Source organism: Bradyrhizobium sp. HKCCYLR20261 (assembly GCF_051168435.1).
In the GTDB taxonomy this organism is placed as follows: Bacteria; Pseudomonadota; Alphaproteobacteria; order Rhizobiales; family Xanthobacteraceae; genus Bradyrhizobium.
Genome location: NZ_JBNPUZ010000019.1, coordinates 122,092 through 146,969 on the forward strand (window position 1 = coordinate 122,092; position 24,878 = coordinate 146,969).

At 66.3% G+C, this 24,878-nt stretch carries 25 protein-coding genes; 10 read left to right on the forward strand and 15 right to left on the reverse strand.

Going from position 1 to position 24,878, the window contains the following annotated elements:
- Positions 1-99: 99 nt before the first annotated feature.
- Positions 100-1,806, forward strand: coding sequence for an outer membrane beta-barrel protein (locus ACQR1L_RS30365; RefSeq protein WP_434861591.1), 1,707 nt, complete (start codon positions 100-102; stop codon positions 1,804-1,806).
- 144 nt (positions 1,807-1,950) lie between these two features.
- On the opposite strand, the gene ACQR1L_RS30370 is transcribed toward ACQR1L_RS30365, so the two are convergent.
- The 3 genes from ACQR1L_RS30370 to hemH form a co-directional block, all read right to left on the reverse strand.
- Positions 1,951-2,397 (reverse strand): NfeD family protein, encoded by a 447-nt coding sequence (locus ACQR1L_RS30370; RefSeq protein ID WP_434861592.1) that lies wholly within the window; start codon positions 2,395-2,397, stop codon positions 1,951-1,953.
- A gap of 16 nt (positions 2,398-2,413) precedes the next feature.
- Positions 2,414-3,409 carry an SPFH domain-containing protein gene (locus ACQR1L_RS30375; protein WP_434861593.1) on the reverse strand — a complete coding sequence of 332 codons (996 nt, stop codon included), beginning with the start codon at positions 3,407-3,409 and terminating at the stop codon, positions 2,414-2,416.
- Positions 3,410-3,599: 190 nt separating this feature from the next.
- Positions 3,600-4,667, reverse strand: coding sequence for a ferrochelatase (hemH, locus tag ACQR1L_RS30380; protein ID WP_434861594.1), 1,068 nt, complete (start codon positions 4,665-4,667; stop codon positions 3,600-3,602).
- Positions 4,668-4,762: 95 nt separating this feature from the next.
- Between hemH and ACQR1L_RS30385 the strand changes: the two genes are divergently transcribed.
- Together ACQR1L_RS30385 and shc are read left to right on the forward strand one after the other, a co-directional pair.
- Entirely contained in the window at positions 4,763-5,170 is a 408-nt protein-coding gene (locus ACQR1L_RS30385) for an MAPEG family protein (protein WP_434861595.1), read from the forward strand.
- A 208-nt stretch (positions 5,171-5,378) separates the two neighbouring features.
- Positions 5,379-7,469 (forward strand): squalene--hopene cyclase, encoded by a 2,091-nt coding sequence (gene shc / locus ACQR1L_RS30390; RefSeq protein WP_434861596.1) that lies wholly within the window; start codon positions 5,379-5,381, stop codon positions 7,467-7,469.
- Between the two features lie 415 nt (positions 7,470-7,884).
- Here the strand turns inward: shc and ACQR1L_RS30395 are convergent, their stop codons facing one another.
- From ACQR1L_RS30395 to ACQR1L_RS30405, 3 genes are read right to left on the reverse strand one after another with little or no spacing between them, the layout of a single operon-like run.
- Complete coding sequence (locus ACQR1L_RS30395) at positions 7,885-9,126, reverse strand: nickel/cobalt transporter (protein ID WP_434861597.1); 1,242 nt, start codon at positions 9,124-9,126, stop codon at positions 7,885-7,887.
- Positions 9,123-9,758, reverse strand: coding sequence for a DUF1007 family protein (locus tag ACQR1L_RS30400; protein ID WP_434861598.1), 636 nt, complete (start codon positions 9,756-9,758; stop codon positions 9,123-9,125). Before ACQR1L_RS30400 ends, ACQR1L_RS30395 begins: the two co-directional genes overlap by 4 nt.
- Before the next feature lie 10 nt (positions 9,759-9,768).
- A complete protein-coding gene (locus ACQR1L_RS30405; RefSeq protein WP_434861599.1) occupies positions 9,769-11,850 on the reverse strand; it encodes a M3 family metallopeptidase in 2,082 nt (693 codons plus the stop codon).
- Positions 11,851-11,975: 125 nt separating this feature from the next.
- Here ACQR1L_RS30405 and ACQR1L_RS30410 point away from each other — a divergent pair, with 125 nt between their 5' ends.
- The 6 genes from ACQR1L_RS30410 to ACQR1L_RS30435 all read left to right on the forward strand — a co-directional run bounded on the left by ACQR1L_RS30410 (position 11,976) and on the right by ACQR1L_RS30435 (position 16,948).
- Positions 11,976-12,236, forward strand: coding sequence for a hypothetical protein (locus tag ACQR1L_RS30410; RefSeq protein WP_434861600.1), 261 nt, complete (start codon positions 11,976-11,978; stop codon positions 12,234-12,236).
- 677 nt (positions 12,237-12,913) lie between these two features.
- On the forward strand, positions 12,914-14,056 hold the full coding sequence (locus ACQR1L_RS30415; protein ID WP_008962716.1) for a type III PLP-dependent enzyme: 1,143 nt from the start codon (positions 12,914-12,916) through the stop codon (positions 14,054-14,056).
- 177 nt (positions 14,057-14,233) lie between these two features.
- A complete protein-coding gene (locus tag ACQR1L_RS30420) occupies positions 14,234-14,824 on the forward strand; it encodes a GNAT family N-acetyltransferase (protein WP_434861601.1) in 591 nt (196 codons plus the stop codon).
- Positions 14,812-14,970, forward strand: a complete 159-nt coding sequence (locus ACQR1L_RS30425) for a hypothetical protein (RefSeq protein WP_434861602.1) — start codon at positions 14,812-14,814, stop codon at positions 14,968-14,970. The genes ACQR1L_RS30420 and ACQR1L_RS30425 overlap by 13 nt, the downstream gene beginning before the upstream one ends.
- Before the next feature lie 95 nt (positions 14,971-15,065).
- Complete coding sequence (locus ACQR1L_RS30430; RefSeq protein WP_434861603.1) at positions 15,066-15,455, forward strand: RidA family protein; 390 nt, start codon at positions 15,066-15,068, stop codon at positions 15,453-15,455.
- A 68-nt stretch (positions 15,456-15,523) separates the two neighbouring features.
- Positions 15,524-16,948: a homospermidine synthase gene (locus tag ACQR1L_RS30435; RefSeq protein ID WP_434861604.1), complete on the forward strand. Its 1,425-nt coding sequence runs from the start codon at positions 15,524-15,526 to the stop codon at positions 16,946-16,948.
- A gap of 315 nt (positions 16,949-17,263) precedes the next feature.
- Here the strand turns inward: ACQR1L_RS30435 and ACQR1L_RS30440 are convergent, their stop codons facing one another.
- From ACQR1L_RS30440 to ACQR1L_RS30480, 9 genes are all read right to left on the reverse strand, one after another.
- The gene (locus tag ACQR1L_RS30440; protein WP_434861605.1) at positions 17,264-17,572 is read right to left on the reverse strand and encodes a hypothetical protein; all 309 of its coding nucleotides are present in this window, start codon (positions 17,570-17,572) and stop codon (positions 17,264-17,266) included.
- 145 nt (positions 17,573-17,717) lie between these two features.
- Entirely contained in the window at positions 17,718-18,737 is a 1,020-nt protein-coding gene (locus tag ACQR1L_RS30445) for a WD40 repeat domain-containing protein (RefSeq protein ID WP_434861606.1), read from the reverse strand.
- Entirely contained in the window at positions 18,737-19,777 is a 1,041-nt protein-coding gene (locus ACQR1L_RS30450; protein WP_035655685.1) for a CobW family GTP-binding protein, read from the reverse strand. Before ACQR1L_RS30450 ends, ACQR1L_RS30445 begins: the two co-directional genes overlap by 1 nt.
- An 87-nt stretch (positions 19,778-19,864) precedes the next feature.
- Positions 19,865-20,734, reverse strand: coding sequence for a metal ABC transporter substrate-binding protein (locus ACQR1L_RS30455; protein WP_434861607.1), 870 nt, complete (start codon positions 20,732-20,734; stop codon positions 19,865-19,867).
- A gap of 11 nt (positions 20,735-20,745) precedes the next feature.
- Positions 20,746-21,615 (reverse strand): metal ABC transporter permease, encoded by an 870-nt coding sequence (locus tag ACQR1L_RS30460; RefSeq protein WP_434861608.1) that lies wholly within the window; start codon positions 21,613-21,615, stop codon positions 20,746-20,748.
- Positions 21,615-22,367: a metal ABC transporter ATP-binding protein gene (locus ACQR1L_RS30465; protein WP_434861609.1), complete on the reverse strand. Its 753-nt coding sequence runs from the start codon at positions 22,365-22,367 to the stop codon at positions 21,615-21,617. The genes ACQR1L_RS30460 and ACQR1L_RS30465 overlap by 1 nt, the downstream gene beginning before the upstream one ends.
- A gap of 5 nt (positions 22,368-22,372) precedes the next feature.
- Positions 22,373-22,606 (reverse strand): hypothetical protein, encoded by a 234-nt coding sequence (locus tag ACQR1L_RS30470; RefSeq protein WP_434861610.1) that lies wholly within the window; start codon positions 22,604-22,606, stop codon positions 22,373-22,375.
- Positions 22,607-22,888: 282 nt separating this feature from the next.
- On the reverse strand, positions 22,889-23,275 hold the full coding sequence (gene crcB / locus ACQR1L_RS30475; RefSeq protein ID WP_434861611.1) for a fluoride efflux transporter CrcB: 387 nt from the start codon (positions 23,273-23,275) through the stop codon (positions 22,889-22,891).
- A 203-nt stretch (positions 23,276-23,478) separates the two neighbouring features.
- Positions 23,479-24,078 (reverse strand): superoxide dismutase, encoded by a 600-nt coding sequence (locus ACQR1L_RS30480; protein ID WP_172181129.1) that lies wholly within the window; start codon positions 24,076-24,078, stop codon positions 23,479-23,481.
- A 105-nt stretch (positions 24,079-24,183) separates the two neighbouring features.
- Here ACQR1L_RS30480 and ACQR1L_RS30485 point away from each other — a divergent pair, with 105 nt between their 5' ends.
- On the forward strand, positions 24,184-24,717 hold the full coding sequence (locus ACQR1L_RS30485; RefSeq protein ID WP_434861612.1) for a GNAT family N-acetyltransferase: 534 nt from the start codon (positions 24,184-24,186) through the stop codon (positions 24,715-24,717).
- Positions 24,718-24,878: the final 161 nt, after the last annotated feature.

A 24,878-nucleotide genomic window follows, 5' to 3' on the forward strand; every position in this document is an offset into this window, starting at 1 on the left:
CCCATTAACCATATTTGTTTTTACTCCCTTAACGACGGTGTTGGCCGGCGGCGCGGGACGGCCCCGCGACGCAATTGATTTTGTTGGAGTATTTTCATCGTGGGGTGGAGGCCTGACAGCGGCCGCGGGGGGCGCGCGATGCGGCGCGGCGTCTCCGCCGCTTGCCTGCTGCTCGGCACCCTCGGCGCCGACGCGGCCTGCGCCCAGACCATCGACGTCTTCCGTCCCGTGCGCGACGGCTTTCTCGCCCCGCAGGAGTCGCCGCTGCGGCGGACCGCGGTCAGCGGCCTGTCCGATGCGGTCACGACACCCGGCGTCCCCTCCACGCCGCCTCCGCCCGGCTCCCCGGCGCGCCAGACGCGGGTCCCGCTGCCCGGCGTCCCCGCCGCCAGCGGCGCGGCCGATGTCGGCTATGATTCGCTGAACCGCACCCGCAAGAAGCCGAAATTCTACCCCGCTCAACCGCGGCCGAAGCCGGCGCCCGGGCCGGGCACGCCGCCTTCGGGCGATCTGACCGGGCAGCTCCGCCCGGCCCTGCCGCCGTCCGCCTCCGCCAACCGGCAGCCAGTCCCGCCGGCGATGGCCGGCACCGTGCCCGGCCAGCCGCCGCGCAAGCGGCTGCGGATCGACGACGACCCGTTCGGCGCGGTCGGCGACTATGTCGGGCCGTTCCTGATCAAGGGCGCGGTCGAGCTGTCGGCCGGCTATGACAGCAACCCGGCGCGCCTCGCGCGGCCGCGCGGCATGCCGGCCTGGATGATCGCGCCGGAATTTCTGGCGGTGTCGAACTGGGAGCGCCACGCGCTGGTCGCCGATCTGCGCGGCTCGTTCACCGGCTATGGCAGCACTCTGCCCGCCATGATGGACGGCGGCATCAATTCGGCGCCGACCACGCTCGACCGCCCCGATTTCACCGGCCATGTCGATGGCCGCCTCGACGTCACCCGCGACACCTCGGTCGGCGCCCAGCTCCGCCTGCGCGCCGCGACCGACAATCCCGGTAGCCCGAGCGTGCAGGCGGGGCTGGCCCGCTATCCGGTCTACACCACGCTCGGCACCACCGTAGGCTTCGATCAGCGCTTCAACCGGCTGCAGATCTCGGCCGGCGCCACCGCCGACCGCACCAGCTATCAGCAGAGCAAGCTGACCGACGGCACGATGACCTCGAACGACGACCGCAACTACAACCAGTTCGGCGGTATCGGCCGGGTGTCCTACGAGGTCACGCCCGCCCTGAAGCCGTTCGTCGAGGTGCAGGGCAATACCCGCACCTACGACCGGCAGTTCGACCGCTCAGGCTATCAGCGCGATTCGGCCGGCGGCTACGCCAAGGCCGGCACCTCGTTCGAGTTCACCCGTCTGCTCACCGGCGAGCTCTCGCTCGGCTACGCCACGCGCAGCTACACCGATCCACGGCTCGACCGGCTGCAGGGATTTCTGACCTCGGCCTCGCTGGTGTGGTCGGCGACACCGCTGACGACGGCGCGCTTCCTCTCGGACACGCAGGTCGCCGAGACCACCGTCGCGGGGGCCTCCGGCGTGCTGATCCGCACCTACACCGTGCAGGTCGACCACGATTTCCGGCGCTGGCTGACCGGCATCGGCAAGTTCACCTTCGGCACGCTCGACTACCAGGGCTACGGCCGCAACGACCGGACCTATTCGGCCGAAGGCAACCTCGTCTACAAGATGACCCGCAGCCTGTGGGTCAAGGGCACGCTACGCTACGACAAGCTGGATTCGAACATCGCGGGCGCGGCGTCGTCGGGCACCGTGGTGATGCTGGGTGTGAGGCTGCAGAATTGAGCCCCCGCCCTCTCTCTCCCCGTCATTGCGAGGAGCGAAGCGACGAAGCAATCCAGGGCCGCACGTGACGCCCTGGATTGCTTCGCTGCGCTCGCAATGACGCGGTTAGAGCGTCGCATCAATCAAGCAACACCGCCCGCAGACCTACGCCGCCGTCACCGTCAGATGCGCGCCATCGGCCTGCACGATCCGCACGCGGCTGCCGGCGGGCGTATCGGGGCCGGCCACGCGCCACACCGTGTCGTCGATGCGCACCGTGCCATTGCCGTCGATGATCGGCTTCTCCAGGGTGAACTCGCGCCCCACCAGCGCGGCCGAGCGGCGGTTGAGGAACGGGTTGTCCTGCGACGGCGCGGCGTTGGCGCGGGCGAGCCGCCGCCACAGCGGCACGGCGGCGATCGCAAACACCGCAAACAGCAGGATTTGCAGCTGCCATCCCGGCGCGAACGCAAACGACAGCAGACCGACCACGAGCGCGGCAAGGCCCAGCCAGATCAGGAACACGCCCGGCGCGAGCAGCTCCAGCGCCATCAGGATGATGCCGAAGATCAGCCAGTTCCAGGTGCCGAGCGTCACGAACATGTCGCTCATGATGACCTCCCCTGCCTCAAGCCTGCGGCGGCACCGGCGGCTTCGGCGGCGTGCCCGCTGACGGTACCGAGCCGCCGCGGCGCGCGGCGGCGACCGCATTCTCGCCGAACGTCGCCTTGGCGATCTCGCCGATGCCGGCGAGCGAGCCGAGCATGCCGGTGGCCTCGATCGGCAGCATGATCACCTTCTGATTCGGCGAGTCCGCGAGCTGGCCGAACGCCTTGATATATTTGTCGGCGATGAAGTAGTTGAGCGCCGCGACGTCGCCCTTGCCGATCGCGTCCGAAACCATCTGCGTCGCCTTGGCCTCGGCCTCCGCCGCCCGCTCGCGCGCCTCGGCGTCGAGGAACGCCGACTGGCGGCGGCCTTCCGCCTGCAGGATCTGGCTCTGCTTGGCGCCTTCCGCGCGCAAAATCTCCGACTGCCGCTGGCCCTCGGCCTGCAGGATGTCGGCGCGCTTGACGCGCTCGGCCTTCATCTGCCGGCCCATCGCCTCGACCAGGTCCGCCGGCGGCACGATGTCCTTGATCTCGATGCGGTTGACCTTCAGCCCCCAGGGTGACACCGCGGCATCGACGACGCGCAACAGCCGTTCGTTGATCTCGTCGCGATGCGACAGCACCTGGTCGAGATCCATCGAGCCCATCACCGAGCGGATGTTGGTCATGGTCAAGGTGATGATCGCCTGGTTGAGGTTGGCGACCTCGTAGCTCGCCTTGGCCGCATCGAACACCTGGTAGAAGGCGACGCCGTCGACCGTGACGGTGGCGTTGTCCTTGGTGATGACCTCCTGCTCGGGAATGTCGATCACCTGCTCCATCATGTTGATCTTGCGCCCGATGCGGTCGAAGAACGGGACGATGATGTTGAGGCCGGGCGACAAGGTGCGGGTGTATTTGCCGAACCGCTCCACGGTCCAGTCGAAGCCCTGCGGCACGGTCTTTACGCCGGAGTACAGCGTGAAGATGACCAGCAGCACCAGCGCTATGGCGAAAATGTCGAAACCGCTCATGGATCCTCCAAGGGAGGAGACAGCCGTCTCCTCACCGAACTCTGCAGCAATCACAATCTAGGGATTGCCGCATGATTTTGTCGGGGGTCCGATGGTCACGGTTCAGCAACATATTTTCGACGGCCGCGGCTCCGTCGATCTTGTGCCGAAGTGGAGCTTACCTAGACGGCCGGCAATACCGCTGCCGGCTTCAGAGCCAGCCCTGCAGCTCGCGCAGCACCAGTTGCCGCAGCACCTCCATGCCGGGCGCGCTGTCGTTCAGGCACGGCACGGCCGAGAATTCCTCGCCGCCATTGTGCTTGAAGATCTCGCAATTCTCGCCGGAGATTTCCTCGAGCGTCTCGAGGCAGTCGGCGGCGAAGCCCGGCATCACCACCGCGATGCGCTTGACGCCGTCCTTGGCGAGCTTCTCGATGGTCTTGTCGGTGTAGGGCTGCAACCACTCCGAGAAGCCGAAGCGCGACTGGAAGGTCAGCAGCAGCTTGGTGTCGTCCATGCCGAGCCGCTTGCGCAGCAGCTCCGTCGTCGCCACGCACTGCTCGCGATAGGGATCGCCCTTGTCGACATATTCCTTGGGCATGCCGTGGAACGACGCCACGATCAGCTCGGGCGTATATGGCAGCGTCTTGAGATGCTCCTCGATCGAAACTGCCAACGCCTCGATATAGAAATCGTCGTTGTAATAGGGCGGCGTCACCCGGATCGTCGGCTGCGCGCGCATCTCGGTCAGCACGCGGAACGCCTCGTCACAGACGGTCGCCGAGGTTGCGGCGGAATACTGCGGATACAGCGGCACCACCAGGATGCGGTCGCAGCCTTTGGCCATCAGGCCGTCGACGCCAGCCTTGATCGACGGATTGCCGTAGCGCATCGCCCAGTCGACGATGACATGGCTGCGATCGGCCATCGCCGTGGCAAGCTTCTCGCTCTGCGCGCGGGTGATGGTCTTGAGCGGCGATTCGTTCTTCTCGTTGTTCCAGATCGACTGGTAATCCTTCGCCTTCTTGCGCGGCCGAACATTGAGGATGATGCCGTTGAGGATGATCTTCCACAACAGTCCCTGGTCCTCGATCACGCGGCGGTCGGACAGGAATTCCTTGAGATAGACGCGCACGCCGGCGGCATCGGCCGTATCCGGCGTGCCGAGATTGACGAGCAGCACGCCGACCCGCGCCGTGCTCGCGGCTGGTGACGGCTTCATATCGACGGGCCTGACTTCGACAGGCCTGGCATTGTCGAGAGAGATGGCGGCGGTCATGATGCCCGTGACTGGTGAAGGGCGTGGCTTGGCGGCTTGTTTCGACATTGTCAAGATAAGGGCCATTTCACCGATGTCATCGGGCTGGAGGAGCCATGACGATTGCTGAGCTATGCATTTTCGCCAGCGTAATGCTCTACCTCATAACGATCGTGCCGGCGAAATGGATCAGCGTCGAGGGCGGCGGTCGCTACGACAATGCCAGGCCACGCGATCCCGCGTTTTTCCGCGCCGGGATTCGGGAGCGGGCCCTGGGCGCCCACCAGAACGGCATCGAGGCGTTCCCGTTCTTCGCCGCCGCCGTGCTGCTGGCGGAGTTCCGCGCCGCGCCGCAGAACCTCATCAACGAGCTGTCGGTGCTGTTCGTCATCGTGCGGGTGGCCTATGTGCTGACCTATATCGGCGATCGGCCCTCGCTGCGCTCGATCCTGTGGGCGATCGGCTTCCTGATCACGGTCGGGATCTTTTTCCTGCCGCTGCTGCGCGTCTACCTGCCCGTCTGAGCCCGCGCCGGACGTGAGGGGCGTCACATCCCCGTCCCCACGGGGCTGCTAACCAAGGGGGCGGAACACCTCTGTCTGTACGCTTTTCGTTTCCCCTTTGATCCGGCCCGCTACAGCCAGTTGATTGGATTTGGCAGTAAGATTCCCTATAGGGCGGGGTGAATTCGGACTGCTGCAGCGGCGCCGTAAGGCCGCCAGAGGACTTGTGATGACCTTGACCAGCTCGGCCTCCGCGCGCGCGCCGCGCGACCCGGGAAACTACCAGACCGCCCTGCAATCGACGGTGCGGGCGGCCTCGGACTGGCTGATCGCCAACCAGAAGCCGGATGGCCATTGGGTCGGCCGTGCCGAGTCCAACGCCTGCATGGAGGCGCAATGGTGCCTGGCGCTGTGGTTCCTGGGCCTTGAGGACCATCCGCTGCGCAAGCGCCTGGGCCAGTCGCTGCTCGACAGCCAGCGCCCGGACGGCGCCTGGCAGGTCTATTTCGGCGCGCCCAATGGCGACATCAACGCCACCGTCGAGGCCTATGCCGCGCTCCGCTCGCTCGGCTTCCGCGATGACGAGCCGCCGGTGCGACGCGCGCGCGAATGGATCGAGGCCAAGGGCGGCTTGCGCAACATCCGTGTGTTCACCCGCTACTGGCTGGCGCTGATCGGCGAATGGCCGTGGGAGAAGACGCCGAACATCCCGCCCGAGGTCATCTGGTTTCCGCTCTGGTTTCCGTTCTCGATCTACAATTTCGCGCAATGGGCGCGCGCCACGCTGATGCCGATCGCGGTGCTCTCGGCCAAGCGGCCGAGCCGGCCGCTGCCGCCGGAGAACCGGCTGGATGCGCTGTTTCCGCGCGGCCGCGACGCCTTCGACTACGAGCTGCCGGTGAAGGCCAATGCCGGCGGCTGGGACAAGTTCTTCCGCGGCGCCGACAAGGTGCTGCATGCGCTGCAGAACCTCGGCAACAAGCTCAATCTCGGCCTGTTCCGCCCCGCCGCGACCAGCCGCGTGCTGGAATGGATGATCCGCCACCAGGATTTCGACGGCGCCTGGGGCGGCATCCAGCCGCCCTGGATCTACGGCCTGATGGCGCTGTACACCGAAGGCTATCCGCTCAATCATCCCGTGCTCGCCAAGGGGCTCGATGCGCTGAACGATCCCGGCTGGCGCGTCGACGTTGGAGAGGCCACCTACATCCAGGCCACCAACAGCCCGGTATGGGACACGATCCTCACCTTGCTCGCCTTCGACGATGCCGGCGTGCTCGGCGACTATCCCGAGGCCGTCGACAAGGCGGTCAACTGGGTGCTCGACCGCCAGGTGCGCGTGCCCGGCGACTGGTCGATGAAGCTGCCGCACGTCAAGCCCGGCGGCTGGGCGTTCGAATACGCCAACAACTATTATCCCGACACGGACGACACCGCGGTGGCGCTGATCGCGCTGGCCCCGCTGCGCCATGATCCCAAGTGGAAGGCCAAGGGCATCGACGAGGCGATCCAGCTCGGCGTCGACTGGCTGATCGGCATGCAGAGCCGGGGTGGCGGCTGGGGCGCGTTCGACAAGGACAACAACCAGCAGATCCTGACCAAGATTCCGTTCTGCGATTACGGCGAGGCGCTCGATCCCCCCTCGGTCGACGTGACCGCGCACATCATCGAGGCGTTCGGCAAGCTCGGCATCTCGCGCAATCATCCGTCGATGGTGCAGGCGCTCGACTATATCCGCCGCGAGCAGGAGCCGAGCGGCCCGTGGTTCGGCCGCTGGGGCGTCAACTACGTCTACGGCACCGGCGCGGTGCTGCCGGCGCTGGCCGCGATCGGCGAGGACATGACCCAGCCTTATATCGGCCGCGCCTGCGACTGGCTGGTTGCGCATCAGCAGCCTGACGGCGGCTGGGGCGAGAGCTGCGCCTCCTACATGGACATCTCAGCCGTCGGCCGCGGCACCACCACGGCGTCGCAGACGGCGTGGGCGCTGATGGCCCTGCTCGCCGTCAACCGTCCGCAGGACAAGGACGCCATCGAGCGCGGCTGCATGTGGCTGGTCGAGCGCCAGTCCGCCGGCACCTGGGACGAGCCCGAATTCACCGGCACCGGCTTCCCCGGCTATGGCGTCGGCCAGACCATCAAGCTGAACGACCCCGCGCTGTCGGAGCGCCTGATGCAGGGCCCCGAGCTCTCCCGCGCCTTCATGCTGCGCTATGGCATGTACCGCCACTATTTCCCGCTGATGGCCCTCGGCCGCGCGCTGCGGCCGCAGGGGCATGGCCACATCGCGTCCACACCCACGCTGTCGTCCCGGGCTTGACCCGGGACCCATACTCACCGCTCGTGACGAGGCGGACCGCTGGCAGCAACGTCCCTCGATAGCATCCGCGGTATGGCTCCCCGCGTTCGCGGGGACGACACCCGTTGTGGGGCACGCGTTCGCCAAGCACTCTGCTGTCGTCCCTGCGAACGCAGGGACCCATAACCACAGGGAGCAGTTCGAGGCAGGCGTGTAGTTAAAGGCTCGCTCAATCACAGCCGCCGCGGCGTATGGGTCCCGGATCGGCGCCACGATCGCGCTAGTGCGCGCTCGTGGCTTGTCCGGGACGACAGTGATCGTATTGCGCGAACTCGGCCCACCACCACCGCTGTCATGCCCGCGCAGGCGGGCATCCAGTACGCCGTGGCGGATGCGTTGGGCAGGAGCGTCCTAGCTGAGCGCCACGCTCACCCGCTCAGAAACAGGTCGTGCGTTCCGCCGCCATGTAGCCGAACAGCAGGCCCACGCCGAACAACAAGACCAGCCCCGCCGCCCCAAACTCCAAGCCCCGCATGATCAGCGCGCCGCCGCCGTCGCGGCCGGCGCTGAGGCGGCGGGCGACGTCCTTGGCGGCAACGGCAATCACCGCGATGGTGGCGACGGTGATTGCGGTGCCCATGCCCATCGCGATGGTGGCGGCAACGCCGGCCCAGAACATGCCCTGCGCCAGCGCGAACACCAGCACCAGGATCGCGCCCGAGCAGGGGCGGATGCCGGCGGCGAAGATCGCCTGGAAGCCGCGCTGCCAGCCGCCGGGACCGGCGAGCTCGCTCGGCGCCGGGCCGTGGGAATGGCCGCAGCCGCAATCGTCGCCGTGCACGTGGCCATGGTGCGCGTGATCGTGATGAACGTGATCATGAGCGCCGTGACGATGCGCAGCGGCCGCAGGGGCATGATCGTGCTGATGATGATCATGCCCATGATGGTGGTCGCCATGATGATGCCCGTGACCATGGTCATGCCCATGGTGATCGTGGCCGTGGTGATCATGCCCATGATGATCATGCACAGGCCCACGATGCTGATGATCATGCGCGTGGCCGTGATCATGCGCCGACGTCACCACCGCGGCTGGCGCGCCCGCCAGCGCCAGTGCCGGCGCCGGGGGCTGCCACGTGCGCAGGAACAACGCGCCCTTGACCCACACCAGTCGCGCGCCGAGCAGCGCGATCAGGCCGTAGCTCGCGATCTCCACCACCTTCTCGGCGCTGCACATCGTGGCCGCGGTGGCGTTGAGCAGCACCGCACCGACACCGACGATGGCGACCGCGACCAGCGCCTGCATCAGGCCCGAGGCGAACGACAGCACGATGCCGCGCCGCGCCGTTTCCTGGTTGGCGACGAGATAGGAGGCGATCACCGCCTTGCCATGGCCGGGGCCGGCCGCGTGGAAGATGCCGTAGGCGAAGGAGATCGCGAGCAGCCACCACACCGCCGAGCCGTCGGCCTTGGCCGCGCGGATCGTCGACGACATCTGGCGGTAGAATTCCGATTGCTTGGCCAGGATCCAACCGACGATGCCGCCGACCTGCGGCTCGGCCGGCGCGCCGAATGGCGACTTGGCGAGCAGCACATGGGACGCCGCGTCGGCGGCGAGAAGCGCGGCAAGGATCGCGGCGCAGGTCAGGAGCGGTCGAGAGCTGGGGCGAGGCGTCATGGACATTCCACTGAGATCTTGTTGGCGAAATTCATTCCGAAATTGGCGTTCGCCCCGCCGCTCAGGAATGTCTGTTCGTTCATGGTCTGCGCGACGGCGCCGCCGTCGCTCGGTCTCGCCAGGCCGAACTTGCAGCCTGAGGGAGCACTGACCAGCTTGACGGGATCCTTCTCCGCCATCTGGAAATCGATGAAATAGCTGGGATCGTACACCTCGACCTGCAGCTCCCTGGGCTTCACCGGCGCCTTCAGCGGCAGGGTGAAGTGCAGGGTCAGCTTGGTGTCCTTGTATTCGAGGTAGTAGTCGACGGGATCGACGAGCTTCTGCTTGCGGCCGTCGGCCTTCACGAAGGTGAAGTAGGCATATTCCTTCAGCGACTCGGCGTTGGTCTGCGCCAGCGGCGCCAGCTCCTCGCGGGTGTAGACGCCCTTCTGCTTGGTTTCGAGGCCCTGCAGCGCATAGGTCGCGAACATGTCATCGAAGGTCCAGGCGTGGCGCACGCCGGTCACCGTGCCGTCGGCCGCGTAGAGCAGCTCGCTGGTCGCGGTGACCCAGACATGCGGATGGGCGCTCGCCGCGCTCGCGCCGAGCACGAGCGTCAGCGCAGCGAGAATGACACGAACCACCGCCATCACCTTCACCTCAAGCCGCCTTGGGGACGTCGAGCAGACCGCGCCGGCGCAGCAGCGCGTCGGGCTCGGGCTCGCGGCCGCGGAACGCCACGTAAGCCGCTTCCGGATCGAGCGAGCCACCCGAGGAGTAGACGTTGTCGTGCAGCCGCTTGGCGACCGCGGGATCGAAGATGTTGCCGGCTTCCTCGAAGGCACCGAAGGCATCCGCATCCATCACCTCCGACCACATGTAGCTGTAATAGCCCGCCGCGTAGTGGTCTCCCGAGAAGATGTGGCCGAATTGAGTCGGCCGGTGGCGCAGCGCGATCTCCTGCGGCATGCCGATCTTCTCCATCTCGGCCTTTTCGAAGGCACGCACATCCTTCGACGCCGACGCCGGCTGGGTGTGGAACTCCAGATCGATCAGCGCCGAGGAGACGAACTCCACGGTCGCAAAGCCCTGGTTGAAGCGGCGTGCGGCGAGGAAACGCTCCAGCAGGTCCTGCGGCAAGGACTCGCCGGTCTGGTAGTGCTTCGCGAAGGTCTGCAGCACCTCGGGCCGCTCCTGCCAGTGCTCATAGAGCTGCGACGGCAGCTCGACGAAGTCGGTGAACACCGAGGTGCCCGACAGCGACGGATAGGTGACGTTGGAGAGGATGCCGTGCAGGCCGTGGCCGAACTCGTGGAACAGCGTGCGGGCGTCGTCCGGCGACAGCAGCGATGGCTGGCCATCGGCCCCCTTGGCAAAGTTGCAGACGTTGATGATCAGCGGCGCAGTATCGCCGTCGAGCTTCTGCTGGTCGCGCAGCGAGGTCATCCAGGCGCCGGAGCGCTTCGACGGCCGCGCGAAGTAGTCGCCATAGAACAGCGCCTTGTGGCGGCCGTCGGCTGCCTTGATCTCCCACACCCGCACATCCGGATGCCAGACCGGGATGTCCTTGCGCTCGGCGAAGGTGATGCCGAACAGCCGGGTGGCGCAGTCGAAGGCGGCCGCGATCATGTTGTCGAGCGAAAGATACGGCTTGATCGCGGCGTCGTCGAAATTGGCCTTCGCCTGGCGCAGCTTCTCGGCGTAATAGCGCCAGTCCCAGGCCTCGAGCTTGAAGTTGCCGCCCTCTTCGGTGATCAGCGCCTGCAGCTGGTCGCGGTCCGCCAGCGCCTTGGCGCGCGCCGGCTTCCAGACCCGCTCCAGCAGGCCGCGCACCGCCTCCGGCGTCTTCGCCATGGAATCCTCGAGGCGATAGGCCGCGAAGTTCGGGAAGCCCATGATCTGTGCGGACTCCTCGCGCAGCGCCAGGATCTGACCGATGACCGCGTTGTTGTCGTTGGCATTGCCATTGTCGCCGCGCGCGGTGAACGCCTTGAACACCTTCTCGCGCAGGTCGCGGCGGGCGGAGCTCTGCAGGAACGGCTCGACCGAGGAGCGCGACAGGGTCACGATCGCCTTGCCGGGCATGCCGCGCTCCTCGGCGGCTGCCTTGGCGGCGGCGACGAAGCTCTCGGAGAGGCCGGCGCGGTCATCCTCGCCGAGCTCCAGGAACCAGTCCTGCTCGTCGCCGAGCACGTGATGGCTGAAGGTGGTGCCGAGCTGGGCGAGCTGCTCGTTGATCTCGGCCATGCGCGCCTTGGCCTCGTCCTTGAGACCGGCGCCGGCGCGGCGGAAGCGGGTATAGGTGCGCTCCAAGAGCCGCTGCTCCTCGCCGGTGAGGGTGAGCGTCTTGCGGTTGTCGTAGAGCAGCGCGATGCGGCCAAACAGCACGGCGTTCATCATGATCGGGTTCCAGTGCCGCGCCATCCGCAGCGACACCTCCTTGTCGATCTCCAGAATCGCCGGGTTGGAATGCGCCGAGACGAGGTCGTAGAACACCGCCGCGACCTTCGACAGCAGCTTGCCCGAGCGCTCCAGCGCCGTGATGGTGTTGGCGAAGTCGGGCTCGGCCGGATCGTGCGTAATTGCGGTGATTTCAGCGCTGTGGTCGGCGAAGGCGCGCTCGAAGGCCGGCAGGAAATGCTCGGGCCTGATCGCGTCGAAGGGCGGTGTCTGGTGCGGGGTGTCCCAGGCCACGAGCAGCGGATTGCTGTGGGCGTCGATCGTGGCGGTCGTCTCTGACATCGGTTCATGCTCCCCGGATCTCGAACGCGCCCCTCTTACCACGGAGCCGGTCCTTTTTGGGTCATTTCCCCTTGAAGGCCGGGGCCATATCGGAGAGATTGCGCCCCTCAAAAGGACCCAGGACCATGAGCGCAGACACGACCTCGAAGCCCGCCCGCCAGATCGCCTGGCAGAGCGTGATCACCGTCATCTCGGCGGCGATCCTGATCGGCGCGGAAGTGTTCGGCGCGGCCTTCGCCGGCGGCTGGGCGCTGGCGATTCTGTTCGGGCTCGGCGACCAGGGCGCGCACATCCTGCAGGCGGTGCTGTTCGCGATCGGCGTGTTCGTGATGATCGGCTTCATCCGCGGCGCACAGCGCATCGAGCCTTTCACCAAGCGCGCGTGAGTGCTGCAAAAACACTGTCCTGCAAGCGTGAACGCGTTACAAAAGTTTAAGCTCGCTTAACGTTCGTTCAGCTCACGACGTCGCTTCCTGTGTCGCGTAAGCACAGGTTAGGGAAATCTTTCCCGGCGCCGAAAAACTCCTTGCGAACGAAATTCAAAACGCATATTTCCCGTTCTGCCCAATTTCGCACGTGCCTGTGGTCGTGTGTCAGTCGGTAGGTATCCGGACAAGAGGCCGGACAGCCGCCAAGGGATGAGGAACCGAGGGGTTCTCGGATCGTTGCGATCAAGATCAGTTCGATCGAGATCGTGATGCTCCAGGAGCCCAGCATCTCTCTCAAGAGATGCCGCTGAAGGTCACCTCCTCTTTTGCAACCGTGACTGGCAGCCGGAGGCGAACCGGCGCACCCCGCTCTCAACGGGGGACGCGACTTAAAGCAACGACGGATCGGGCTTTTTTGGTCTCTACCGGCAGTCCAACGCCGGCGCGGGCTACTGAAAAGGCTTGTCCTTCATTGCCAGGTGTGCGGGCGGGAAATTCCCAACCAATCCACGGCAGCACAATTCGGCTTCGGGTTCGAGGTCTTGTCGCCTTTCCATCGGGCAGCAAGGCCAAGGCACCCGTGTCGGGATCATTTTGAACGGGCCACGTCGCAAACGGGCCGTTTGGAGGGTGCTATGACCGAACGTATCCGGGAATTCCTGCGCAACCGCCGCGAGGAAGGTCTGGACCACGAGCCCTGTCTCGTCGTCGATCTCGATGTCGTGCGCGACAACTACACGAACTTCGCCCGCGCCTTGCCCGACAGCCGCGTGTTCTACGCGGTCAAGGCCAACCCGGCGCCGGAAGTGCTGTCGCTGCTCGCCTCGCTCGGCTCCTCCTTCGACACGGCGACCGTCGCCGAGATCGAGATGGCGCTGGCCGCCGGTGCGACGCCGGACCGCATCTCCTATGGCAACACCATCAAGAAGGAACGGGATATCGCGCGCGCCTATGCGCTCGGCATCCGCCTCTTTGCCGTGGACTGCGCCGCCGAGGTCGAGAAGATCTCGCGCGCCGCGCCCGGCGCGAAGGTGTTCTGCCGCATCCTGTACGATTGCGCCGGCGCCGAGTGGCCGCTGTCGCGCAAGTTCGGCTGCGATCCGGAGATGGCGGTCGAAGTGCTGGACCTGGCGAAGCGCCTCGGCCTCGAGCCGTGCGGCATCTCGTTCCATGTCGGCTCGCAGCAGCGCAAGGTGAAGGCGTGGGACCGCGCGCTGGCGATGGCCTCGACGGTGTTCCGCGACTGTGCCGAGCGCGGCATCAACCTCTCGATGGTCAACATGGGCGGGGGCTTCCCGACCAAGTACCTGAAGGACGTGCCGCCGGTCGTGCAGTACGGCCGCTCGATCTTCCGTGCGCTGCGCAAGCATTTCGGCAACCAGATCCCGGAGACGATCATCGAGCCGGGCCGCGGCATGGTCGGCAATGCCGGGATCATCGAGTCGGAAGTGGTGCTGATCTCGAAGAAGAGCGACGAGGACGAGCTGCGCTGGGTCTATCTCGACATCGGCAAGTTCGGCGGTCTCGCCGAGACGATGGACGAATCGATCCGCTACGCCATCCGCACCCCGCATGACGGCGCGGACATGACCCCGTGCGTGCTCGCCGGCCCGACCTGCGATTCGGCCGACGTGATGTACGAGAAGCTGCCGTATCCGCTGCCGGTGACGCTCTCGATCGGCGACAAGGTGCTGATCGAGGGGACCGGGGCGTATACCTCGACCTACTCGTCGGTGGCCTTCAACGGCATTCCGCCGCTGAAGACTTATCACATCTGATCCGGCTGCCCTCGCCCGTTCGCGGGTGAGTTAGGCAAGAGCCACGGGTGGGGCTTTCTCCCACCCCGACCCTCCCCCGCAAGCGGGGGAGGGAGCGACAGACCGTCACCTTCAACCTGACATCACGTGTTTGCGCGCGGGCGACAGCCCGCGGCGCAGGCCGGGGACTGACGTGCCATGACCGCTTTCCGCTCCCAGATGACTGCGCCCTCTCGGACTGCCGCTCCGTTCGTGATCCGTGCGGAACGTGCCTCCGACGTCGCGGCGCGCGAGACGCTGCTCGATGTGTGCTTTGGCGACAATCGCCATGAGCGCACCTGCCAGCGCCTGCGCGACGGACGCGCGCCCGCCGCAGGCCTTGCCCTGTCGGCGGTACGCGGCGGCAAGCTCGTGGGAACGCTGCGGTTGTGGCACGTCAGCGCCGGCGGACGCGATGCGCTGATGCTCGGGCCGCTGGCGGTCGCCCCCGAAGCCCGCAGCCTCGGCGTCGGCGCCGCGCTGATGAACGCCGCGCTGATGATCGCGGCGTCGCGGGGCCATGGCGCGGTCGTCCTGCTCGGCGATGCGCCCTACTACGCCCGCTTCGGCTTCTCCGTGGCCAAGACGACCGAGCTGGAGCTGCCGGGCGCGTTCGAGCGGGCGCGCCTGCTCGGCCTCGAGCTGGTCGACGGCGCGCTGGACGGCGCATCCGGCATGATCGTCGCGACCGGCGCGCCCGAACGCAGAGCCCGCCGCCGCAAGGAGCGGCCGCTGCCATGCGCGGCGTGAGGGCCAAGGCGGCGGCGCAGCCGCCGCGACGGACGTGGATGCCCACGCTGGTGCTGATCCTGCTCGGCATCATGATCGTCCGCGACATCGTGGTGCGGCGCTGGAGCAGCCCGCCCGCCGGACCCGATGTCACGCGGCTGCGTTAGGCATGCCGGCAGGCACCGCCCGGCCCGCCCCGCCAGGGGTTGCGCAGGTGCAGCAAAAGCTCTTTAACCCCCGAAAATCCCCGACGAGGTGTCCCATGGCGCGCCGCTTGATCTCTACCGGATCACCGTTCGAGAAGACCGCCGGCTACAGCCGCGCGGTGATCGACGGCGACTTCGCCTTCGTCGCCGGGACCACCGGCTATGACTACACCACGATGACGATGCCGGCCGATGTCACGAGCCAGTCACGCAACTGCTTCAAGACCATCGCGGCCGCCCTGCAGGAGGGCGGGTTCGAGATGGCCGATATCGTTCGCGCGACCTACTATTTGACCGACGTCAACGACGCCGATGCGCATTTCGCGGTCTGCGGCGAGGTCCTCGGCGACATCCGCCCGGCTGCCACGATGGTGGTGGTCGCTGCGCTGCTCAAGCCCGAGATGAAGGTCGAGATCGAAGTCACCGCCAAACGGCGTAGCTCTTAAAGAGCGGCGTAGCGCCTGACGCATCCATTCCACGAACGCGAAAGCACCTGTCCGGAGACCATCCCCTCATGAGCTCGCAGATCCACGCGAAAATCACCGGCCCCATCGTCATGATCGGCTTCGGCTCGATCGGCAAGGGCACCCTGCCCCTGATCGAACGCCATTTCGACTACGACAAGAGCCGCTTCGTCATCATCGATCCGCATGACGACGGCGAGCTCGCGAAGAAGCACGGCGTGCGCTTCATCCAGCAGGGCGTGACCCGCGACAATTACCGCGAGCTGCTGGTGCCGCTGCTGACCGAAGGCGGCGGCCAGGGTTTCTGCGTCAACCTCTCGGTCGACACCTCCTCGGTCGACATCATGACCCTGTGCCGGGAGATCGGCGCGCTCTACATCGACACCGTCGTCGAGCCGTGGGCCGGCTTCTATTTCGACAAGCAGATGGGCGTCGAGCAGCGCTCCAACTACGCGCTGCGCGAGACGCTGCTGGCCGCGCGCCGCAAGAGCCCGGGCGGCACCACCGCGGTCTCGACCTGCGGCGCCAATCCCGGCATGGTCTCCTGGTTCGTCAAGCAGGCGCTGCTCGACATCGCCCGGGACACCAAGACCGAGATCGTCGAGCCGAAGAGCCGCGAGGGCTGGGCGCAGCTGATGCAGAAGCTCGGCGTCAAGGGCGTCCATATCGCCGAGCGCGACACCCAGCGCTCCAGGAATCCGAAGCCGATGGACGTGTTCGTCAACACCTGGTCGGTCGAGGGTTTCGTGTCCGAGGGCATGCAGCCGGCCGAGCTCGGCTGGGGCACGCATGAGAAGTGGATGCCGGACAACGGCCGCTGCCACACCGAGGGCTGCGGCGCCGCGATCTATCTGCTGCAGCCGGGCGCCAACACCCGGGTCCGTTCGTGGTGCCCGACGCCGGGCGCGCAATACGGCTTCCTGGTGACGCACAACGAGTCGATCTCGATCGCCGACTACTACACCGTGCGCGACGGCGACAAGGTGGTGTACCGCCCGACCTGCCACTACGCCTATCACCCGGCGAACGACGCGGTGCTGTCGCTGCACGAGATCTTCGGCGCCACCGGCAAGATGCAGGAGAAGTGGCACATCCTGGACGAGAACGAGATCGTCGACGGCATCGACGAGCTCGGCGTGCTGCTCTACGGCCACGGCAAGAACGCCTATTGGTACGGCTCGCAGCTCTCGATCGAGGAAACCCGCCGCGTTGCGCCCTACCAGAACGCGACCGGCATGCAGGTGTCCTCCGCCGTGCTCGCCGGCATGGTGTGGGCGCTGGAGAACCCCAACGCCGGCATCGTAGAGGCCGACGAAATGGACTTCCGCCGCTGCCTCGAGATCCAGACGCCGTATCTCGGCCCGGTGAAGGGCTACTACACCGACTGGACGCCGCTGAATGACCGCCCGGGCCTGTTCCCGGAGGACATCGACACCTCCGATCCCTGGCAGTTCCGCAACATCCTGGTGCGGTAAGCCCCCGCTGTCGTCCCGGCCTCGAGCGGGGACCCGGACTCCGTGACGCCCATGAGGCGGGAGGTGGAGCTAACAGCCTGCCTCAAGCCACGCACGATGGTTATGGGTCCCGGCGTTCGCCGGGACGACAGCAGCGTGTGCAGAAGCATGGAGTGTGTAGCCGCTTTCAGGCCCCGCTCTCTCCTCCGTCATGGCCGGGCTTGACCCGGCCATCCACGCAGCCGCACACTCGAAAGACGTGGATGCCCGGGACAAGCCCGGGCATGACGACGTTGAGGCAGAGTGCGAGACAGCGAGCAGTTTCGCTGCAGCGAACTACTTCTTCTCCATCGGCGGCGCGACCTTCTCGGCCGGGGCCGGCGGCAGGGCCGGCTTTGCGCCTTCCTGGACGGCGGCCGGATCCGGACGCGCGGGTTCAGGCGCCGGCGTGGTCGGGCGGGTGCCGCCGGGCTTGGATTCGGCTGGCGTCGCCGACGGCTCAGGCGTCGCCTGCGCCATCTGATCGAGATGGCCGGCCTTGATCTCGGTGAATGAGATGATCGCCACCAGCGCGCCGAGGCCGAGCAGACCGGCTGCAAGCCACAGGTCGCGGCGCAGAGTGCGTTTGCTGTTGATCGGGGCCATCCGTCATCCTCCGCATCGTCCGACGCGCATCACGCCACCTCATGTGGCGCTCGCATCGGATCATGCGCGGGAACAACGGATTGCTAGCGGCGAGGTTCCCATTCGGGCCTGCGCCGCTATGCCCCATTAACCACTGGAACGCTCCTCAGAGCCGCAGCAGCCCCGCTTCTCCGCTCTCGTCGGAGAACGCCAGCCAGGTTCCCGCGGCATTCCAGCCGAGCGCCGCAATCGGCGGTGTCTCGTTCCGGCGCACCAGGATCTCGGCGCCGTCCTGCATCCGCACCATCAGCACGGTGCCGTCCTCGTAGCCGCAGGCCAGGATGTCCTGCTTGGGATGGCAGGCGACGGCGGTGACCTTGGCCTTCATCGGCGCCAGCATCGCCGGCTCCTTGCCCATCGGCCCGTCCTTGCCGACGAACGGCCAGAGGATCACCATGTCGGCGCCCGACGTCGCGAGGAAACGCCCGCCGCTGCCCCACGACATCGACTTCACCCGCGAGGGATAGCCGGTCATGCGCATGTGCCTGGAGTCGGCAAGCCGCCAGCCATGCAGCGCCGCCTCGTGCATCGAGGTCACCAGGAATTTGTTGTCCGGGCTGAAGGTGACGCCGAGATGCGAGCCGGCCCAGGCGAGGAATTCCGGCTCGCCCGCCATGTTCGGAAACCACAGGGTCGCGCCGTTGTAATGCGCGATCGCCAGCCGCAGGCCCTTCGGCGCGAACGCGAGACCGCCGACGGTCGAGGGCACCTCGAGCGACTTCTCCTCGCCCTTGGGCGCGCGCACGAACGCGGTCTTGCCGACCGACCAGGCGATGGCGCCGTCCGGATGCAGCGCGACATTGTCGATCCACCGCCGCTTCGGATCGGTGGCGAGCACGCTCACCTGGCCTGCCTTGTCGAGCGACGAGACCTTGCCGTCATCGCCGCCGAACAGGATGCGCGAGCCGTCCGACACCGCCGACAGGATGCCGCCACTGGTGACCTCGACCTTGCTGACCTCGCCCTCGCCATCGACAACGGCGACGCTCTCCTCGGTGCCGACGAAGGCGGCGCGGTCGCCGAGATAGTGCACGGCGGTGACCGCCATGCCGAACGAAACCGGCTTCACCTTGTCGGTGACGGAGACGATGGATGCGGCCTCGCCGCTCTGATCGAACGAGCTCATCAGGAGACGATGCAGCGCTCGAAGCCTTCGCGGATGGCGTCTTCCGGCAGTTCGCGGCCGATGAAGACGACGCGGCTCTGCCGCGCCTCGTCGGGCTTCCACTTCCGCTGGTGATCGCCCTCCAGCATCATGTGCACGCCCTGGAAGACGTAGCGGTCGTCATCGTCCTGGAACGCCAGGATGCCCTTGGAGCGCAGAATCTTGCCGCCCTCGGTCTGCACCAGGTTCTGCAGCCACGGCATGAATTTCGACGGATCGAGCGGCTTGTCGGAGCGCAGCGACAGCGACTGCATCTCCTCGTCGTGATAGTGCTTCAGGCCGTGGTCATGATGGTGGTGATGATCATGGCCGTGGTCGTGATCATGGTGGTGATGATCGTGATCGTCGCCCGCGTTCAGGAATTCCGGCTCGATCTCGAGAATACGATCGAGATCGAACGCGCCGCGCTCGAGCACGTCAGCGATCGCCACCTGGCAGCGCTCGGTGCGATGCAGCCGGGCGTACGGGTTGATGGCGCGGATGCGCGCCTCGACTTCGGCCAGCTCCGGTTTGGTGACGAGATCGGTCTTGTTCAGGACGATGACGTCGGCGAACGCGATCTGGTTCTTGGCCTCCGGCGCGTCCTTGAGCCGGTCCGACAGCCACTTGGCGTCGGCGACCGTGACGACGGCATCGAGCCGCGCATTCTTCTGCACGTCCTCGTCGACGAAGAAGGTCTGCGCCACCGGCGCCGGATCGGCCAGCCCCGTGGTCTCGACGATGATGGCGTCGAACTTGCCCTTGCGGCGCATCAGGCCGGAGATGATGCGGACGAGATCGCCGCGCACGGTGCAGCAGATGCAGCCATTGTTCATCTCGAACACTTCCTCATCGGCGCCGACGATGAGGTCGTTGTCGATGCCGATCTCGCCGAACTCGTTGACGATGACGGCGTACTTCTTGCCGTGGTCTTCGGACAGGATGCGGTTGAGAAGCGTGGTCTTGCCGGCGCCGAGATAGCCGGTCAGCACCGTTACGGGGGTCTTGCTCGCGTCGGACATGCGCACTCCGAAAACTTTAAGATCGCGTCGACTGGGGATCGCGTCGAAAATGGCTCGAAAGCGCAGAAAGCCGCGAGGGCCAAAACCCTAACGGACAAGCGCGCTCGTCAGGGCCCTTATATTGTGCCTGACCAGGGCAATGTAAGTGGGAACAGGGCCGTTTTCCGCGCTCAGGGCATCCGAATACAGCGTGCCGCCGATCTTGGCGCCGGTCTCGGCCGCGATCCGCCCGACCAGCCGGTCGTCGTTGAAATTCTCGAGAAAGACTGCCGGAATCCCGGTTTTTTTCACCTGGCGGATGATCTCGGCAACGTCGCGGGCCGAGGGCTCGGTCTCGGTGGAGACGCCGAGCGGGGCGATGAAGGCGACACCATAGGCGTCGGCGAAATAGCCGAAGGCGTCATGGGTCGAGATCACCTTGCGCCGCTCGGCCGGGATCTTGTCGATCTCGGCGCGAACCTCGCGGTCGAGGGCGGTCAGCTCGGCCAGGTAGCGCTCGGCGTTGGCCTTGAACGTCTCGGCGTCGGCGGGATCGACCGCGACGAGCGCATCACGGATGTTCTTCACATAGACCTGGGCATTGCCGACCGACTGCCAGGCATGCGGATCGGCCTCCGAGCCGCGCTTGCGCGGCGTGATGCCGGCCGTCGCCGTGATGATCGGCGCCTTGCTTCCCGACGCCTGCTGCAGCCGCGGCAGCCAGCCTTCGAGACCGAGACCGTTGACGATCAGGAGCTTCGCCGCGCCGACCTCCTTCGCGTCATGCGGCGTCGGCGTATAGACGTGCACGTCGCTGTCGGGCCCGACCAGCGAGGTCACGCTGACCTTGTCGCCGCCGACCTGGCGGACGAAGTCGGCCAGGATCGAGAAGCTGGTGATGACGGGCAGTTTGGTCTCCGCCGATGCAGGGACCGTGAGCGAGAGCAGCAGGGCGAGGACGGGGAGCAGACGTGTCATGGGCATCAACTTCAGGCTTCGAGGTGGCGTCCCGGAAACAGTTGCGGAAGCACGCCGCCCACGCGTCCGAACAGAACCGAGCCGAGATAGAGAACGGACGCGACCAGGATGATGGCCGGGCCGGAGGGAATGCGGGTCTGGAACGACAGTACCAGCCCGATATAGCCGGAGACGATCGCGGCTCCGACCGCGATGCAGATCATCGGCGTGACGTCGCGCGACCAGAACCGCGCGATGCCGGCGGGCAGGATCATCAGCCCGACCGCGAGCAGGGTGCCGAGCGCCTGGAAGCCGTTGACCAGATTGACCACGATCAGGCCGAGAAAGATCAGATGCGCCGGCGCGCCGGCGCGGCTCACCGTGCGCAGGAAAAGCGGATCGACGCTTTCGACGACGAGCGGTCGATAGATCACCGCGAGCACGACCAGCGTGATCGTGGCGTTGGTGGCGACCATCAGCAGGGTCGGGTCGTCCATCGCCAGGATGTTGCCGAACAGCACGTGCAGCAGGTCGATATTGGTGCCCTTGACCGAGACGATGGTGACGCCGATCGCCAGCGACGCCAGATAGAAGGTCGCCATCGAGGCGTCCTCCTTCAGCCCGGTGGAGCGCGAGACCAGGCCGGACAGCAGCGCCACCGCGAAGCCGGCGACGAGGCCGCCGGTGGTCATCGCAAACAGATTGAGTCCCGACAGCAGGAAACCGATCGCCGCCCCCGGCAGGATGGCATGCGCCATGGCGTCGCCGACCAGGCTCATGCGCCGGAGCATCAGGAACACGCCGATCGGACCGGAGCCGAGCGACAGCGCGATCACGGCCGCGAGCGCGCGGCGCATGAACTCGAAATCCGAGAACGGAGCGAACAGGACCTCGCGCAACATCACGCCGCCCGCGAGGCTTGCGCGGGCACGCAGGGGGCGGCGGTGTCGTCAAAGGCCTCGCACATCCGGCGCGCCTGCGAGAGATTGTCCGTCGTCAGCACCTCGGCGGTCGGGCCCCAGGCCACCGCCTCGCGCGCCAGCAGCAGGGTCTGCGGGAAGTGCGCGCGCACCATGTCCATGTCGTGCAGCGCCGCCAGCACGGTGCGGCGCTCGCCATGCCAGTGCTCGATCAGTTGCAGCAGGTCGGCCGAGGTCTTGGAATCCATCGCGTTGAAGGGTTCGTCGAGCACGATCACCCGGGCGTCCTGCAGCAGCACGCGCGCGAACAGCATGCGCTGCATCTGGCCGCCGGAGAGCGTACCGATGCCCCGGCCCTCGAAGCCGGTGAGGCCGACCGCGGCGATGGCGTGGGCGATCTTGTCGCGCGCGGCGGCGCCGATGCCGCCGAAGATGCCGGTGCTGCGCCACAGCCCGGTGCTGACGAAGTCGAACACCGAGATCGGGAAGCTGCGGTCGATGTCGGCGATCTGCGGCAGATAGGCGATCTCGCGCGGCCTCACGCCGGCGGCGGAGATGCTGCCGGCGAGCGGCTTCAGCAGCCCGACGATGCCGCGAAACAGCGTGGACTTGCCGGCGCCGTTCGGCCCGATCACGGCCAGCAGCGCGCCCTCGGAGACCTCGCCGGAGAGGTGGTGCACGGCCGGGTGGCGGTCATAGCCCAGCGTGACATCGCGAAACTGCAACTGCGCCATCGTCCTCACCGCATCGCCAGGATGACGATCACCCACAGCACCGCGCTGGCCGCCAGCGCCGCACCGAGCCGCACCGTCACCGGCATCCGCAGGATCGACCACGGCGCCGGCTGCGCCGGATGCGGCGCGGCGGGACCGTGGCTGTGGGCATGGCCGTGATTGTGGCCGTGGCCATGCCCATGCCCATGCGCGTCATGCGCATGGCTGTGGCCATGACTCGGGAGGGCGGACTGGGTCATTTCGTCATAATGTTACATTATAACGTCACGCCTGTCCACCGAGGGCAAATGGCGCCTTGACCTTCCACCGAGGGATATTGGCCCACATCCGGCTAGGTATTTTCCTCGGCCCCTGGATCGCTTCGCTGCGCTCGCGATGACGGAGGTCGTGGTCATGCCCGGTGCCGCCTCACCGGTCATGGCGAGCATTCTGCCGGAACGTTGCTCCGTCATCGCGAGCGCAGCGAAGCGATCCAGGGGCCAAGTTAACAGTCGAGCTTCTTCACGCGGGAGCGACGCACCTCAGCTCAACACCCTGACCAGCGCCAGCCCGGCGAACAGCCCCGCGATCGAGATGCCGACGGAGCCGAGCACGTAAGCCGCCGCCAGTCCCACCGCCCCGCGCTCATACAGCAGCGCCGTGTCCAGCGAGAACGCCGAGAACGTGGTGTAGCCACCGAGGATGCCGGTCATCAGGAACAGCCGCCAGTGCTGGGTGGCGCCGCCCTTGAAGGTGAGATAGCCGGCGATCAGGCCCATCACGGTGGAGCCCGTGATGTTGATGATGAAGGTGCCCCACGGAAAATCGGTGCCGAGTGCGCGGGCGCTCGCCATGTTGACCGCATGCCGGATCGAGGCGCCGCAGCCGCCGCCGAAGAAGACGAGAAAATAGCCGAACAGCTGATTCACGGGAGCACCACCTCGCATGGCATCGACAGAATGAATGCCTGCCTTCGTCTCAAATGATGCAAGACTTTTGCCGCAGCGATCGCATGGCTGCAAGAACCGCCCACGTCACATCAGCGTCAAACACCCCAAGGGTCAAAGAATGCGTCAAAGAAAAAGGGCGGCGAGCTCTTCGCTCACCGCCCTTCCCTGTCGATCACGTCAGATCAGACAGCCTTGCTGTAGAGCTGTTCGACATATTCCCAGTTGATGAGGTTCTCGACGAACGCCTTGAGATAGTCGGGACGGCGGTTGCGGTAGTCGATGTAGTAGGAGTGCTCCCAGACGTCGACGCCGAGGATCGGGGTCGCGCCGTGCACCAGCGGGCTCTCGCCATTGGCCGTCTTCGAGATCTCGAGCTTGCCGTTCTTGACCGACAGCCAGGCCCAGCCGGAGCCGAACTGGCCGACGCCGGCGGCGATGAAGTCCGCCTTGAACTTCTCGTAGCCGCCGAGGTCCTCGTCGATCTTCTTCTCCAGCGCGCCCGGCAGCTTGGTGCCACCGCCATTCGGCTTCATCCAGGACCAGAAGTGGATGTGATTGTAGTGCTGGCCGGCATTGTTGAAGATCGGGGCGTTCTTGCCGAACGAGCCCTTGACGATCTCCTCGAGGGACTTGCCTTCGAATTCGGTCCCCTTGATCAGATTGTTGCCGTTGGTCACATAGGCCTGGTGATGCTTGTCGTGATGATACTCCAGCGTCTCCTTGGACATGTAGGCGCCGAGGGCGTCATAGGCGTAAGGCAGGGGGGGAAGCGTAAAGGTCATGGGGTCGGTTCCGCAACTTGTGGGAAGACGGGATTTAACGGGACCTCCTTATAGAAGGTTCCGGACTCCTAAACACTGTGATTCTGGAAAAAGCGAGCCGTTTTGATGAGCATCGAAATCGAGGTCCTGAATGGCGACGCGTCCTGGCCGCAGGCCAAGCCGCTCTATGATGCGATCTGGCCCCCAGAGGTCGTCGCCACGTTACCCTGGGCCGGTATCACCTTTGCGCATGCCGACCTGCGCGTGCTGGTGCTGGACGAGGCCTGCGATCTGCTCTGTCATGTCGGCATCTATCGCCGCCTCGTCAAGTGGAACGGGCAGAACGTCAACATCGCCGGCATCGGCGGCGTTTTGACGCGCGCCGACATGCGCAATCGCGGCCTCGCCACGGTCGGGCTGAATGCCGCGATTCAGACGTTGCGGCACGAGGATTCCATCAACTACGCCCTGCTGTTCTGCGCGCCCGATCGCCTCGCCTTCTACGGCGCGCGCGGCTTCATCCCGTTCGACGGCGACGTCTATGCCGAGCAGCCGGACAAAGGCCGCATCCGCTTCGACACGCTGTCGGCCATGGTGCACGACGTGAAGCGCACCGCGCCGACGCGAGGCACGATCGATCTGTGCGGACTGCCGTGGTGAGGCATCACCTTCCGACTGTTGTTCCCGTCAGCACGCGGCACAGGCAGTGCTCTCCCTCTCCCCGTTCTTCACGGGGAGAGGGTCGGGGTGAGGGGCAGCCACGGTATGAACCGGGCTGATTCCTGACGTTTTAGACCGGGTTGATTCCTGACAGGCCAATT